Origin of the sequence: Paenarthrobacter sp. Z7-10 (assembly GCF_026932795.1) — a bacterium.
Classification (GTDB): Bacteria; Actinomycetota; Actinomycetes; order Actinomycetales; family Micrococcaceae; genus Arthrobacter_M.
Genome location: NZ_JADPVH010000029.1, coordinates 17,037 through 31,008, shown reverse-complemented (window position 1 = coordinate 31,008; position 13,972 = coordinate 17,037). Strand labels below are relative to the sequence as shown.

The 13,972-nt window shown below is 58.9% G+C and carries 14 protein-coding genes; 4 read left to right on the top strand and 10 right to left on the bottom strand.

The features are described from left to right. Positions 1-3 precede the first annotated feature (3 nt). From IV498_RS10370 to IV498_RS10355, 4 genes are all read right to left on the bottom strand, one after another. Entirely contained in the window at positions 4-1,344 is a 1,341-nt protein-coding gene (locus tag IV498_RS10370) for a hypothetical protein (RefSeq protein ID WP_269046484.1), read from the bottom strand. 263 nt (positions 1,345-1,607) lie between these two features. After that, entirely contained in the window at positions 1,608-2,237 is a 630-nt protein-coding gene (locus IV498_RS10365; protein WP_269046483.1) for a hypothetical protein, read from the bottom strand. A gap of 56 nt (positions 2,238-2,293) precedes the next feature. Next, positions 2,294-2,653: a hypothetical protein gene (locus IV498_RS10360; RefSeq protein WP_269046482.1), complete on the bottom strand. Its 360-nt coding sequence runs from the start codon at positions 2,651-2,653 to the stop codon at positions 2,294-2,296. After that, positions 2,650-3,888 carry a MinD/ParA family ATP-binding protein gene (locus IV498_RS10355; protein WP_269046481.1) on the bottom strand — a complete coding sequence of 413 codons (1,239 nt, stop codon included), beginning with the start codon at positions 3,886-3,888 and terminating at the stop codon, positions 2,650-2,652. The genes IV498_RS10360 and IV498_RS10355 overlap by 4 nt, the downstream gene beginning before the upstream one ends. Positions 3,889-4,074: 186 nt before the next feature. Here IV498_RS10355 and IV498_RS10350 point away from each other — a divergent pair, with 186 nt between their 5' ends. Then, entirely contained in the window at positions 4,075-5,226 is a 1,152-nt protein-coding gene (locus IV498_RS10350) for an alpha/beta hydrolase family protein (protein WP_269046480.1), read from the top strand. Here IV498_RS10350 and IV498_RS10345 read toward each other — a convergent pair. The 3 genes from IV498_RS10345 to IV498_RS10335 are packed head-to-tail and all read right to left on the bottom strand — an operon-like array spanning position 5,210 to position 7,033. Continuing rightward, positions 5,210-6,139, bottom strand: coding sequence for a hypothetical protein (locus IV498_RS10345; protein WP_269046479.1), 930 nt, complete (start codon positions 6,137-6,139; stop codon positions 5,210-5,212). The genes IV498_RS10350 and IV498_RS10345 overlap by 17 nt on opposite strands. Positions 6,140-6,142: 3 nt before the next feature. Continuing rightward, entirely contained in the window at positions 6,143-6,526 is a 384-nt protein-coding gene (locus IV498_RS10340; RefSeq protein ID WP_269046478.1) for a hypothetical protein, read from the bottom strand. A 60-nt stretch (positions 6,527-6,586) separates the two neighbouring features. Further along, positions 6,587-7,033, bottom strand: coding sequence for a hypothetical protein (locus tag IV498_RS10335; RefSeq protein WP_269046477.1), 447 nt, complete (start codon positions 7,031-7,033; stop codon positions 6,587-6,589). Positions 7,034-7,340: 307 nt separating this feature from the next. On the opposite strand from IV498_RS10335, the gene IV498_RS10330 reads away from it, so the two are divergent. Together IV498_RS10330 and IV498_RS10325 are read left to right on the top strand one after the other, a co-directional pair. Next, a complete protein-coding gene (locus tag IV498_RS10330; protein ID WP_269046476.1) occupies positions 7,341-7,499 on the top strand; it encodes a hypothetical protein in 159 nt (52 codons plus the stop codon). Positions 7,500-7,788: 289 nt separating this feature from the next. Continuing rightward, positions 7,789-8,958 carry a hypothetical protein gene (locus IV498_RS10325; protein WP_269046475.1) on the top strand — a complete coding sequence of 390 codons (1,170 nt, stop codon included), beginning with the start codon at positions 7,789-7,791 and terminating at the stop codon, positions 8,956-8,958. A 525-nt stretch (positions 8,959-9,483) separates the two neighbouring features. Here IV498_RS10325 and IV498_RS10320 read toward each other — a convergent pair. Continuing rightward, a complete protein-coding gene (locus IV498_RS10320) occupies positions 9,484-10,032 on the bottom strand; it encodes a DUF3800 domain-containing protein (protein ID WP_269046474.1) in 549 nt (182 codons plus the stop codon). 110 nt (positions 10,033-10,142) lie between these two features. Here IV498_RS10320 and IV498_RS10315 point away from each other — a divergent pair, with 110 nt between their 5' ends. Further along, positions 10,143-10,433 (top strand): AAA family ATPase, encoded by a 291-nt coding sequence (locus IV498_RS10315; protein ID WP_269046473.1) that lies wholly within the window; start codon positions 10,143-10,145, stop codon positions 10,431-10,433. A gap of 166 nt (positions 10,434-10,599) precedes the next feature. Here IV498_RS10315 and IV498_RS10310 read toward each other — a convergent pair whose 3' ends face one another. Together IV498_RS10310 and IV498_RS10305 are read right to left on the bottom strand one after the other, a co-directional pair. Continuing rightward, entirely contained in the window at positions 10,600-11,085 is a 486-nt protein-coding gene (locus tag IV498_RS10310; protein WP_196398105.1) for a DUF2975 domain-containing protein, read from the bottom strand. A 241-nt stretch (positions 11,086-11,326) separates the two neighbouring features. After that, positions 11,327-12,799 (bottom strand): HEPN domain-containing protein, encoded by a 1,473-nt coding sequence (locus tag IV498_RS10305; RefSeq protein WP_269046472.1) that lies wholly within the window; start codon positions 12,797-12,799, stop codon positions 11,327-11,329. Positions 12,800-13,972: the final 1,173 nt, after the last annotated feature.

The window sequence follows — 13,972 nt, the reverse complement described above, 5'->3', positions numbered from 1 at the left end:
GGATCAGCCCTGCCCTGTCTCGTCACTCATGCCATCAGAGGCGTACTGCCCGCCGGCCTCAGCGGCCCGGGCCGCAGCCTTGCCACCCTCAACAGCCTTCTGCCCGACCGCTACGGCACCAGCAGCCAAAATAGTCGGAATGCCAATTACAGCCCCCACCCCGGTCGAGGACTCCGCCGCACCAGTGGCAGCCATACCCTCTGCAGCACCGGCAGCACCGGCAGCACCGGCACCGGCACCGGCACCGGCACCGGCACCTGCCCCGGCACCAAGACCAGGCTTCGCACCCGCACCGGCACCAGAGCCTGCCCCGGCACCAAAACCAGGCTTCGCACCCGCACCGGGCTCCACCTCACCAGACTTCACGGAACCACCGCCGGGTGCTCCCACCCCGGCCGCATCAGCACCCGCGTCAGCCGACCCGGACTGGCCCTTCAAGTCCCGCAACCTCTTCATCAACGAACCGTTCTCCGGATCGGCGGAGGGCTGCTCCGCCGACCCGTCCTGTCCGGCATCCCCGGACCCAGTACCGCCATCCTCGGAGGCGGATGACCGGTTCTGCTTCCGCACCGAAGAAAGATCCTTCGCCCCATACTCCTTGGACTGCGGGGCGCTCATCGACGGGCCCGCCTGCAAACCCGAACCAGACGGAATCACCGGCGCGAACTTCATCAACACCAACGGAGCCAGACCAGCAATCACCAGGGCAATGAACGAGGTCAGGATGTTCATCAACGTCCGCAACCCATCGGACCACTGCATCCAATTACTCGAGGACGCAATCATGTTGTACGAGACGCCCAAAAGGAAGAACAACAACGGATGACACGCCAGGATCCCGAACCACAACAACGGAATCTTCCGGGCCGTGGACCCATGCTTCGCCGAGGCGAACCAGACAATGCCCAGCGGAAAAATCACGCCGGAAAAATACAAAGTCACCAACATGACCACGAGCATGACCATCACCAGGATCAGGCCCAGGATCATGCAAACCATCAACAAAATGCCCACGATCACCCCGCCAGGGATCGCGGCCTTATCCACCGCGAGCATCGAATTCATCGAAGTCAGCATCCGGTCCGAGGAAGAACCAACACCCCAGATGATCAACGAATCCGTCAAGGCACCCAACGTCTTGACCAGCATCACCCCCAGCAAGGGCCCAAACAAGACACCCCCGAAGAAGACCGCCGAGCGAGCCAACACCACATCAAGGAACTGCTCCCCCGCCATCGATCCACGCGCCACCGAAACGAACTGGAACAACAACAAAAAACCCCACACCACGATCGCCAAAGCAAAACTGATCGCATACGCCTTAATGAACCAGTCAGCACTCAAATCCGGTTCCGTCGCATGCGACAACGCCGGCAACAAATCCTTCGCCAACCCCTGCGCACCATCACGCGTCGCCTGAAAAATCGCCGCCAAAGGATCAGAAGCAAACCCCACAACAGAACCAACAGTGTCCGTCACAGGCTTCACGACACCCTTAACGAAACCAACGAACCCATCGACTAAGCCTGATCCTGAACCGCCTCCCGATGGAGGCTCAGGATTCGGGCCGGGAACCGGCGCAAACCCCAACAATGTATGAAACATGTTCAACATCCCCCAGCTAACGCCGCGCCATTAGTAAACAAATCCTCAACAGTCCGGGAAGCGCTGATAGACGCGATCCGCCAATTGCCGCTCTCCCAGACCAGAGTGAACGTGCTCAATATCTTCGAATCTGGAACTGGAAGCCCGTTCTTTATCTCTGCGCCGCCGACTGTAACTTTCACACGATCGGCAGAGCTGTCCTCTACGATGTAGCGGCCCTCAGCGAACGACAGGCCACCAGAAATCCACCCACCTAGGGGCTTAGACGAGGCCAATTCATTCGGCTTGTCGGTGATGCTTTTGTCTGCACCCTGACTCTTTAGCTGCTCAACAGCCTTCTCAGCGTCGGCAGCAACCGGACGGGGGTATTGCAAAAACCAGCGGCTGAAGGCAGCGGCGAGGCCGACGGCGCCGGCTTCCGTGTGCGGTGCTTTCTTCTGTGCCGCAATCAGCGCCGCCGCGGACGTGTCCCTGCCGGCCAGGCACCCGTTCGGAATATCACCGGCACCCGCGGTCACCGGGGCCGCCGAGGTGCTCGGTGAGGGGGCGGCAGCCGTCTTTGGTGGGTGCGTCTGGTACCAGATGCTCACCCCGGCCACGACAGCCAAAACCAGGACGACAATGACCGCCACGAAGGCCCAGCGCGGGAAACCGCGCCGGGCTGTGCCTTCCGCGTTCCGGGAAACCATCACGTGGCCAGGAACAGGATCGCGCCCAGAATCACACCCAGCCCTGCCAGGGAGATCAACCCGACACCTGCCCCCGCCGCCTTCTTCTTACCCTCAGCGTGGGCGTGCGGATTGTTCGCGTCAGCCTTCGCCATCGCCACCAGGCCAACGATCAGGTAGAACCCTGCAACCACAATCCCGAGCGCCCACGCCGCAGCGAACAGTTTCTGCCACCACTGAGTGAAGCTCGCACCGAACACCGTGAAGTTCGGGACCCCTGGAAACGGGTTATCAATCATAGGCCGCGGCCCGCCCATCGCTTCAACCCCCGCCTGCATCGCAACCGAGGCCTTCACCGCTGTCAAAAGAACCACATTCATCGCTTCTCCCCTTCATCAATTTGCTGCTGCTGATCCTTCTCAAACACGTTCACGTTCAGCTGTGCCACAACACCGGCCGCGACCGCAGTCAATGCCTGACGTGTTGCCGGGGCGAGCTTGTCCAAGGTCAATGCCCCACGCTCGGCAATATGGGCATCGAACGGCAACGAATAAATCCGGTCCTCCGTGATGCCCTGGTCCATGAAGTACTTCTTCACCCGGGCCGCCTTGAACTCCGGCCGCCCGTCAGACAACCGCACGACAATGGCCGTCTCCGCCAACCTGGCCGCGTCCCCGCCCTGAGCCTTGAGGAACTCCAACAGCTCCAAAGCATCGAACACCGAATCCATCGAATTCATGGTCGGGATCACCAACACGTCTGACGTATCGACCGCGGCCGAGAACGGCCCGGAACTGTACTGGTTGCCGGTATCCCACACGCGGACCGTGAAATGCTCATCCACGATCGCCGCGACATCGAGCACGTTCTGTCGGGTCAGTGGGGCCCGCCACTTTGGTGTGGACCCGATCACGGACGCGAACGACGTCTGAGTAACCGTGTACCCGCGCAACTGCGCCTGTGTCCGCACAGCGCCGATGTTGGCCACGAGCTCGCCCATCCCCAGCTGCGGCTCGCCCTCAGCCCGGTACGCCAGCTGCCCTCGATCATCCGCGGCCTCACCAATGGCCACCGAGCCTCCACGAATGGCAGCAATCACGCCACCGAGAGAAATAGCAGTCGGCGTCTTCCCTGCCGTGCCCTTCTTGTTTGCGACCAAGACCCCGACACCGCGCGTCCACGCGGACTGCCGGATCAACGCCTCAAAACCCTCCTGAGCCGCCACCAACGCCCGCGTGTCACCCTCCCGCACAGACGGGCCAAGCTTGAACACACCAGCCGTCACACGATTCAGGAAACCACGCAGCCCCTCAACAGCCGGCTCCACCGGCTCATGATCCTCCTCAACCTCCGCCGGTGCCGGAACGGACATAGCACCACCTCCCCGCGGTGAAGCGGGAACAGCCGCGCCCTCGCTCTCATGCGTGGTCACGGTCGGAGCAGCTGCAGAAACCTCCGCACTCGGTTCCCAGCTCGGCTCAACAATCGCCTCGTCCTCGACAGCGGCAGCGTCCCTTGCCTGGACCGGGGCTGCCGGCACCACATCGGGGACGTCCTCCGTCTCCACATACGCGCCCGCACGCCGGGCGCCCGGGAAATTCACATTCTCACTCATTGAACGTACTCACCTTCGTTTTACTCATTGAACGTTGGCTGGTTCATTCAGAACGATACACGCCTGTAGTGAACATGTGCAACGCTTGTAGTGGGCACGTCTTGTTCGTATAACAGGAACTGAATCGCCGTTACGATGATGGGGGTCCCCCGCACGTCCCCGATCACCACCGGAAGGTGAGACTGAATGTCGACAACACAGCGCGGACTGGCCTTTCTCGCACTACTCGTGCCGGCCGCCGCACTATCTGGGTTCGCAGTTGTCATGGCCCGCAAGATCGTTAAGCGGGGCCCAAAGGACTACCGCCGAGGCGAGCTGACAGATGACGGACGACGAATCCGCATCGATCTGGACGACTACACCAAAGCCCCGGGCGACTTTGGTGTCTTCGACCCTGCGTCCGGGAGCTACACAAGAGTCGGCGAGGTCACGCTGATTGATGAGGATCAAAAGTGCGTGGAGCGGCGGATCGAGCCATCTGAATCCGGACCGAAACGTCTCGGGCCCCTGGTCGATTGGACCCCCGATGTGTTCTTCGTACCCTCTGCGGTGAGTCGTCGATACGAAGAAGTGAACGTCCCCACTTCGTACGGGACGGCGCCGGCGTGGCTATTCGAAGGGGAGACTCCGGATGTATGGGTGATCCATATCCATGGCAGCTGGACCGATCGCGCGATCATGTTTCGAGATGTCCACGCTTTCAGACCCTTGGGATTCACTTCCTTGGTGCCCTCATTTCGCAGCGACCCCGAGGTCAGTCCTCCACAGGCCGAGTCGAGCCACCTTGGGCAAACTGAATGGCGTGACGTGGAAAGTGCCGTAGCCTACGCCGTAGCTCATGGAGCCCGGCGAGTCATCCTCTCCGGCTGGTCGATGGGCGGCACCATGGCCCTGCTGACGGCGGAGCGCAGCGCATTCCGGGGCCAGATCGCAGGGATTGTTTTGGTGGGGCCCGTCACGAGCTGGCGTAAAACCATCACAGCAGGTGCGGCGCGAGCTGGGGTGCCTGCGATCGGGGCCGGCCTTGTCATGGGACTGTTGCAGTCTCCCCTGTTTGCAAAGATGCTCGGGCTGGAGGAGCCTATCAATTTCGATGCCCTTGAGTGGGTTGACGTACCGCGTCGGGTAACTGTCCCGACACTGGTCTTACACTCAAACGCGGACCAAGAAGTTCCATGGGAGATCTCGGAGGCGTTTCAACGCGCAAATCCTCGCACGGTCACGCTGATCCGGTTACCAGAGGCAAACCACTCCCAGGAGTGGAACGCTGCGCCTCGTGCTTTCACCGATGAACTCACGAGCTGGGTCAGCAAGATGATGGTTACCGATCAAAGCTAGATACGCGCGCATCTAGCTTTGATTCGATGTCACTGATCCTGAGTTGAATAGGTTCCGGAAACGTCATCGCGTTCCCTCGCTCGTAGTTGTGCAGAACAATAAGGCTTTTGTAAATGCCATCTTCGAGCGTTTTATTGAAAAGATCCCATGCGGGGTTGAATCGCGAGCGATCCGCATTAACTCGCATCCTCATCGCAGTAAGCCAGAGAGTGTCGGCCATCCAAAGGCGCAACCTTGGGAGCTGCTTCGACAGGAGAAGCATCAGCCAACCCGCCGCCGTCACAGAGAGGCCTACATAGAACAAGCGGTCAAACCACGAACCGATGGCCTGGGCGAACCCATGCCAGGACGAGAAATGGAACAGGACCACGAACGCAATGTGGCAAGCACACGCTACTGCAACCACGAGCAGACCCACTGAGAAGGTTAGGTACTGACTTCTTTTCTTGTGCCGAAGCACGTAGATAATCCGGAGCACGGTAAACAACAACGCGAGCATGTACACGCCGCTGTACGTGGCCGTCGCTAGCTGTCCCATATGAGTAACGATGAAATCCGCGGCCGTTGGACCTTTGTCCTGAATCAAGGCGAAGCTAAGAATCATGACGGGAATGCTCAGCAATGGGGTGTAGTAGGTCCAACGGACCTTGGGTACGTTAGCTGATTGCCGCACGCTGTCGTTGAAGAAGAAGATCGCCAGCAGGGCGAAGATGGCTTGGAGCAGATTGGTGACGTTGATGCTCCCGAGGTAGCTGTCAATGACTTTCAGCGGCGTGACAGTTCCCAGAACGTAGAGGGCAACGAGACCGAACACCGACGCCAACCACGACGCCCGCGCCTCATTCACCTTCACTACGGCGGGGATGCGAAGTATGCATAGGACGCTCAGTAGCGCGAAGAGTATCTGCTTCATGGCTCAGCAGAGAAAAGGATCAGGGTCGGAAGGGCTGCGCTGACGGGTCCTTTTAGACATGCCGAATGCGAAAGCCTCCACCCAACGCTCCACAGGATCATCGGCAATGTGCCGGCAGCTAACGTTGATTGCATCTGCGGTCTCTCTCAGGATCGCTTGAGAGATTTCGGGCAAGGCCAGATCTAAGCTTTCCAAATAGATGTGCCCCAGCTCGTGATATATACAGTGAAGCTTGTACTGCAATGAGTTCTGCGGGGGGAAAAGGACGTTGATACGGTCCTCAAACTCGACCTTCAACGCGGTCAGTGATCCCCAAGACCCCTCATGCTCAACCAGATTGATCGGCTTCTCACAAATCATTACCAGGCGTTCGACAACTTCCGTCATCGATGTCGTGCCATCTCCGCATAGCTCGCGTACCTTTTCCTCAACCGGAGGGAGAACCATCTAGCCGTCACTGCCCATCGACTCATCAATAATCTTGGCGATCATCTTCAGAATTTCCGGCGAAGTCGCTCCTAGGTTTCTCGCGGCGAAGTTCTTCACTTTGAGCTTTCGCATCTGGTCCAGGAAATCCATCCGGGCTTCTACCTCGGGAGGCGTCTCACTGTAGAGATCGCACAGATAAGTAGCCGGCACTTCAAAAACGAACTCTGCGATGCCGCTTAGGAGTTCTTGATCTACCACTAGGCTGCCCGTGCCATTGATCAAGTATGACCACCGTGTTCGCGACAGGGTGATCCCGTGGGCGGAAAGTGCTTCCTCGACGTGAGGGTAAGTGAGCGCAGTGTTGTTGTCGGACTCCCAGATATCCACCAAGATACCCATGCGATCCGCTAGTCGCTCTTTCTTCTGTTGTTGCGTAAGGAACACGCTGCGGCCCCCGCTTGCCATCGATATAGCTCCTTCAGCCAAGGTCGGCCGCTTGTGGTGTGGACCGCCACACAAAGCAGGTGGACAGCTGACACTAAATGCTACCCGATGCCGCTTAGCGGGTACAGGCAGTGCGCAACCATTGAGTTGTGCATGTGCGGAGCATGTATGTAGGCTGTCGCTTACTTGGTCTCTGGCGGAGCGATCGCTGCCACCGCGACACGTTCTGTATATCTACAGGTTCTCTCAAACCGGGGTTAGGGTGGTCTACATGGAGGAATACCGCGCACCCAAGCCGATTGGGCGGAAGGCACCACTGAACTGCCTCGTGCTCCCAGAGCAACATCACCGAGCCTGGGTGGCGACGCAGCAGTACAACATGTCCTTCGGCGAGTATGTCGGCGCGCTGATCGACCGCGCGGCCGGGCTCCCCAACAAACTTGACGGTATGCACCAGGAGGCCTTGCCTATCGCAGAGGCCAGTTAAACGAAGAAGCCCCGCTAAGCGGGGCTTCGGTTCGTTCATATCAAGTTATATACGCTCTACACCGCATAAGCTACCAGGCGACTCGGTGAAGGGCTCAGACTTCCACACCCTCTAGGAGGGTCCTTCTGTTATGTCCATGAGTCTACACTCAACCCACCCTTGCGCGCCAGAAACCCAACCGAACGATGATCGGCGTGTCAGTACTGAGGGCCCTACAAGGCTGCACCTGACTGTTGAGAACGTCGCCACTCTTGGCGCCGACCTGGACACCCATGCCAGGGCGCAGGCCATGGCAGACGCGGCGGCCGAGGATAGCCGCCCACGACGTAAGGGTGACAAGGGCCAGCGTCGGCCGCGCCGTGCGCGTAAGGAACGCGAACGGGGCAAGGAGGCCGTATGGGCTGCTGTCTGCCCAGGCTCACGCCCTGCACGCCACGTCATTCGCTGGCTCCGTGGCATCGAAGCACTGCCCGAGTACCAGCTAGCCCGAAAAGATCTGAAAAAGAACATCCGGCAGTTCGCCCAGGTCTTGGCGCAATGCCCTGGCTTCGACCCCCGCAGCATGACCATTATGCCCCTGTGGGAACGGCTCCAAGAGCGCTACGGATACCCCAAAAGCACTCTGATCAGCTATATGAAACGACTCCACGAGTGGGGTGTATTGGGCACCGTGGCTAAGGGCCGCACAGCCCAATTCACCCCGAAATCCAGCGGCCGCAATGAGAATGAAGCGGCCATCTATGTTCTGCTGGAACGCGTGGCTATCGACCCTGTGGAAAAAACGTGGTCCCCGGTGCCCATTAGGGCTGTTAACAACCCCCCGCACACGCTGCGCGAGGAAGATTCAAAGCTTCAAATTGAAGCGTCTTCGCCGCTAGCTTCTTCAAGGCGAGCCGCTGCGCGTCTCGCGGTGAACGACCTGATGCGTTCTCGGAAAGAACCGTTCTGGTCCCCAACCACACCGCAAACCGCCATGAACAAGGATGGGCGGCGGGCCGCTGAGCGTCAAGCCGCAGCTGAGTGCCAATTCAGGTTCTTCCCGCTGCGGGATATTTCCACCGCCCACGTTGCAGCCTTGATTCGGCCGTTCCTGCGGGCTGGCTGGACGGTCAACGACGTTTTGCACGCCCTGGACAACAGGCCCACCACCAACGCCCGGTACCACCACGACGGAGCAACAGGGGTGGGGAATCTCGGTGCCTGGATCAAGCACCGCTTGCGCCCCTGGATACGCCCGGACGGGACTTTCTACCGCTCCCCCAGCCAGAAATCAGAGTCAGCGCGCATCCAACACGACGCCGAGCGCGCCGCGTTCAACGCCCGCCGGGCACAGGCCCTTGCCGAGGTTCAGGCCGAACGCGGCACCAGGACAGCACAGGCCGGCACCGGATGGCGCGAGACTTACGCCGCAGCCTTCGCAGCGGGACTAGAAATGAGCCAGGCAAGGGGACAAAGATGAAACGCCCCCGTCAGGCGGCGATGGTCTCCATGGACCGAATGGACCATATTTCACGGTCCTGGCCACGGACCAACTCAAACGTCACCAACGGTGTCCTGGGGGTGTGGCCAATCCGGGCCTGTACCCGCCAGACCTCAATATCGATCCGGGTCCCCTGCCCTCGGGGCCACCGCAGAAAACGGAAGAAATCGTACGCTAAGGGCGCGTGGAGCCAGGTAGCCACTGGACTGCTTGTCGATGGAATCTAGTCAAAGCCCGTCCGTAGGGGGAACCCTCAACGGCGCACTTGTTTCTAATAAACCGAGGCGGAACGACACTTCCCGGTCAACTCGCAGGTAGACAAAGTTACTGGTCGTCGCCTTGGCTTAGCTTTGACGTCCTTCCCCGAAAATCCTTCGGAGGACGTCAGGGAAGAGTTGTTACATCAATATAAGACCGGGTAGAGTTTGCTATGCAAGGGGCAGTAGCCCTGCGAAGTGAGCTTGGCAGTCTTCCGGATGGTATGACGAGCCAGGCTCGCGTTGTTTAACGGCTGCAATCGACTATTTCCTGGACCAGTGGGGCAGCCTTCCGGATCCAGTCGCCTCCACGTTGGTGGCACCACGCGACAGCATCACTGACCCAAAGCAGCGGCTCCTCATGCGACTTGCAATGCATGTAGCGAAGTTCCCCACCTTCATCGAAGAGCCGCAAATACTGGGCAATCGTTCGACGGTCAGACTGCTCCAAGGACTCATCACTTTCCAGCACCAGCTTCCTTGCTCCTGCTATGACCAGGTCGTCGAGCAGGCGTTCCAAACACAACGTCCGGGCGGGCTTATCGGCCATGTTGCGCGCCACATAGAGCCTGGTCTGCAACCCTGCCGCGATAGCTCCGGCCAGGAAGGCATTGCGTGAACTGTCACTCTCGCTTTTGAAATGTACCCGGCGTTGCCCCGACCTGCACAAGGCCGCAATCGCTTTTCGGGCGGCCGTGACATCGGCCGGTGCGATGACTGACGCGGCAACGTAGTAAGCCTTCGACTTCGACTCATCAACGAAGACTTGGGCGCCGGAGGGGATCAGTGGGTTCACCCACTTAACTGTAATCGGCTAGCCCGCGGTAACCGTGGCGGCGAGATATATCGGCTTGTCCGCTGGGGAACCCTGAACGAACGGCATTCCGTGAAGGGTAACAATAGATCATGGCTGAATCTTTGATCTTGGTAAACGGTCTTCCTGGGGCTGGCAAAAGCACCTTGAGTAATCTGCTGGGCGAAGAGTTGGGCGTGCCAGTTGTGTCGAAAGACAGGATCAAGGAGGCCCTGGCAGATATCTGTCTGGGCAAGGTGGGTAGCGGCAGGCTTGGCCAGATTGCTTCGGAAACTATGTGGCAGGCGATATCTGCGGTTCCGGGGACGGTGATCGCCGAATCTTGGTGGTACCGGCCTCGTGATCTGGGGTCCGAGGAGGAACGGTACGGAAATTCACGCTAAGGGGTCGGCGGCCTGCAACAGGGTGCCGTTGACAATCTGTCTGTCATCATTTTCGTGGCTGCACAGTGATTCCGTGTCCGTTTGGGGAACCTTGACCGGGACAGGCGAAACCTTTCTGACGGCACCAGCGTAATTAACACGTACGCAAAGTGTGAAGCACGTCGGTCTACGGGCCAGGGATGCCTTGCTCAGGGTCATCTTGGAATATCCGGGTTAGGAGTCCGCGCTTCACTGCCGTCCTCAAGACAAGCGCGCTTGCTCCGAAAGCGATAGAGGCGAGAAGCCCGAAGAGCATAGCGGGGGTACCAATGTTTGCAATGAAAGTGGCGTGCATGATGATCCCGATCAATGTCGCTGCGGTGAAGAGGAAGCAGGTTGTCATGAAATTGACCCAACGCATTGGTGACCCGGTGAACGCTGCTCCCCGCTTCACAATCGAGAGAATTTGCCAGACCGCCAGCAGTGCCAGCTCAAAGCCGGCGATCGCAACGATGACGGCGATAGTGTACGGGCGCTCCAGGTAGGCGACCTCAGGATATGCTTCCGCGAAGGACCTCGCGACGTGCGGCGTGATGAAAACTTGGGCCAGGATCGACCCAAGCGCAAGCATGACGACGGCGATACGCAGGAGTCGGATCTGTTGGATATTCATGCTTCATCCAAACACGACTGAGTCTTTCTCTTCATCCACCCGCAGGTGGAACCTCCTGCGGGACGGTGATGAGCTAATCGTCTGGTCATAGAGCAAAGAAGTTTTAGCTCACTCCTATGCAGTCCGGGTTGGGTAATCCCAATGACGCGAGGTATCTACTGTCAGCCAAGGCTCTTGAGTGCCTGACGTCCTTGAGCTTCGCCGATGACCATTCCCGCTCGCTAGATAGTGGGTTCGGTGTCTATTTTTCGGAGACGGTCAGGTGGACTCGGGCTTGCATCGCTGTCTGGTGAAGTTCGCTGTTGCGATGGATGACTTCGCGTTGCCGTTCTCCGGGGACTCCTAGTACCTGGAGAAGGTTAAAAATAACGACCGCGCTCGTCACTTTCACGCTCGCTAGCAACTGATCTATGGATTGTTTGGGTGTCTGGCCATTGTGGGCCAGGTCGTTACGAGCCTGTGTTGTCACTTTGGCCCACTGGTCGATGTCGGGGACTAATGTTGACATCGTTTCCTCGTCCGGCAGAGCTGCGAGAGCAATCAGGCGCTCTCGCAGTGTAGGTTCGTTGCGTAGTTTTCCCTTGACCCAAGAGCGGTACTTGTCCGGAGTCTGATCCAGGAGGACTTCACGTAGAGGACCAAAGTCCTCCTTAGGGATTGGGGACTCGTCGATTCTTAGCGCACGGTGTAATACTTCCGCGGCACCTGTGGCGGTCAACAGGTTCCCTTCCACGTATCGCGCCGGCGCGTAGCGCAGGCCGAGGATCATATTCGACGCCGGCTGGAATCTCTGGCGAATATCCCACCATCTGGGCATGATCTCCTCGAACGGGAGGTCGTGGCACGTGAAGAGAACGTCATTTCTAGTCAGGGCTTTCGCTTCGGCGTCCCCGCGAACGGTGCCCTGGAAGTACACCTTGACTTCGCGGTCACGAATCGGATATCCCTCCGGGTAGTAGTCCCGGTCTTTCGGAGGCATACGCAGCTGAATCCACAGAATTGCGCAGGCTGTATGGGTCGCTAAGGACACTAGGTCTTGGATAGCGCGAGCATATTCGCGGGCGCCCGCCAGCGAGCAGGCCTTCGTGGGCTCGAACCTCACGTGGACCGTGTCTCGCATCCGCCCGCGCGTTTGGCCGCGCATGTGGTCGAAGTGGGGCAGTGTATGGACGTGTGCGAGGCTGATCATCGTTCCGCTCACTGCCACCGAGGGTTCATTTGTGGGTTTAACGTGGATCGAACCTTCACCGTTGAGCTTTTCGTCCTTTATTCCAAGCGTCTTGGTGAATACCGATGAGTCGGACCATAGGTTGAGGTTCTCCACCGATACCTCACACTTAGTGAAAACCTCCTGGTCGACGTTCTTCAAGTGCACTCCGACAAGGGCGGTCAGTGCGGAGACTGTCTGCTTATGAAGGCCGCCGACCCCCAGCCCGTAGGACTCGCTGCTCACCGAGAGGCAGTCGAGGAGCGTGATTTCTTTATTATCAGCACTGCCCAAGAGGAGCGGCCAGGTAAACGTTTCATCCGCTTCGTCCATACCACCATCAATGGGATGAAAAGTTCGGTCCTCGAAACCACCGATAAGCAAGAGTCTGAGACCTTCTTCGGGCTCGTATCGCAATACGCCTGGGACGGGGTGTTCGGGGTTCTCTGGAAGCCACCAATTTCCTGTCCATTCCGCAGGCAGGTCAAGGCGCGCGTCTTTACTCATCAGAGCTCTCCCCCTTAGCTGATCAATAAGTCCCGGCAGAGGGGGCTCTTGTCACGCTTGAGCATAGCGGCTTCAACCGGTTACATGACGGGAGGAAGAGTCCGTCCGGGCAAGTGTCTAGTTGCAATTGGGATGACCGAATAGGGTTCCCCCGGAACATCCAGTCCTAGTTTCTAGCACGATCTGCAGATTTAGCATCTTTGAAGCGTGTCTCGTGTAGCTATTTGAGGTTGTCCCGCAAGCCGGTCCCCCACCGAACGCATCATCAGCCGACCTGCTGTTTTGTAAATGGTGGCTCATGAAGTGTCCGTATAGGGTGTCCGGTGATATGTCCGGTGAAGGGTCCCTATACGGGGCGCTATTTGAGGCCGATTTCGGCTGGTTTAGATGTAGTCGTCAGGCGTCGAGCATATGCGGCACGCCGTTCCGAACGCCCTAACGTACGATATTTTCCGTTTCCTGAGGCGACCGCCCTCGAGGCATATGTGGCGCCATCCGCCACCATTCCACCCGCTCAAACCATCTAACCGGCTCGGCCGCCACGTTCCACGTCCGGGCAGCACGAACGAAAGACACAGGAACCCCGGCCGGCGTCGCACTGACCTCTACGCCGTCCATCGCCGGCTACGGCTCGTCCATCCGGCGCAGCTCACGATCACTCATTGCTTCGGGCCGTTCCATGGGCTGGCCGGTGTCATCGAGGAAAAGCCGATAGTAAACGGTCGTGAGGCGGCCGCCGGCCGGCGCTGCACTCCCCCGAGGGCGTGGAGCCGCTGAGCGTGCCGGCACGGTAAGCGTGCTTGATCAGGTCCTCGCCTAGCACTGCCCCGGCCCACGCATCGCACTCCCCCGTTGCCAGAGACGTGCGGGTTTTCATCAGGCGGTGGTGGTCGGCAATGGAGATCGTCAAGACAGATCCCTCAAGCCCGGGCGTCGAGGTGAACCAGTCCAAGGCCGCAATTTCCCCCACCAGGGATATATCTATCGGCGGATCGTCCATGGACCGGACGTGAGGAATGCGTGGAATATTGCGCCGCGAAGGATCATCAACATTGTGTGCATCCGTACGGCCACCAGGGCCATGGATTTCCTCAAGGAACGACGCGAAGAACCTACGGTGTTTGCACGGATCTGGGCGGTAAGTTCATTCACATTCACCAGGCCAGCGTATCG

Excerpts from the sequence above, each read along its gene's own strand:
- IV498_RS10360 (WP_269046482.1), bottom strand. The coding sequence starts at position 2,653 with ATGAATGTGGTTCTTTTGACAGCGGTGAAGGCCTCGGTTGCGATGCAG.
- IV498_RS10355 (WP_269046481.1), bottom strand. The coding sequence starts at position 3,888 with ATGAGTGAGAATGTGAATTTCCCGGGCGCCCGGCGTGCGGGCGCGTAT.
- IV498_RS10350 (WP_269046480.1), top strand. The coding sequence starts at position 4,075 with ATGTCGACAACACAGCGCGGACTGGCCTTTCTCGCACTACTCGTGCCG.
- IV498_RS10345 (WP_269046479.1), bottom strand. The coding sequence starts at position 6,139 with ATGAAGCAGATACTCTTCGCGCTACTGAGCGTCCTATGCATACTTCGC.
- IV498_RS10340 (WP_269046478.1), bottom strand. The coding sequence starts at position 6,526 with ATGACGGAAGTTGTCGAACGCCTGGTAATGATTTGTGAGAAGCCGATC.
- IV498_RS10335 (WP_269046477.1), bottom strand. The coding sequence starts at position 7,033 with ATGGCAAGCGGGGGCCGCAGCGTGTTCCTTACGCAACAACAGAAGAAA.
- IV498_RS10325 (WP_269046475.1), top strand. The coding sequence starts at position 7,789 with ATGGCAGACGCGGCGGCCGAGGATAGCCGCCCACGACGTAAGGGTGAC.
- IV498_RS10315 (WP_269046473.1), top strand. The coding sequence starts at position 10,143 with ATGGCTGAATCTTTGATCTTGGTAAACGGTCTTCCTGGGGCTGGCAAA.
- IV498_RS10310 (WP_196398105.1), bottom strand. The coding sequence starts at position 11,085 with ATGAATATCCAACAGATCCGACTCCTGCGTATCGCCGTCGTCATGCTT.
- IV498_RS10305 (WP_269046472.1), bottom strand. The coding sequence starts at position 12,799 with ATGAGTAAAGACGCGCGCCTTGACCTGCCTGCGGAATGGACAGGAAAT.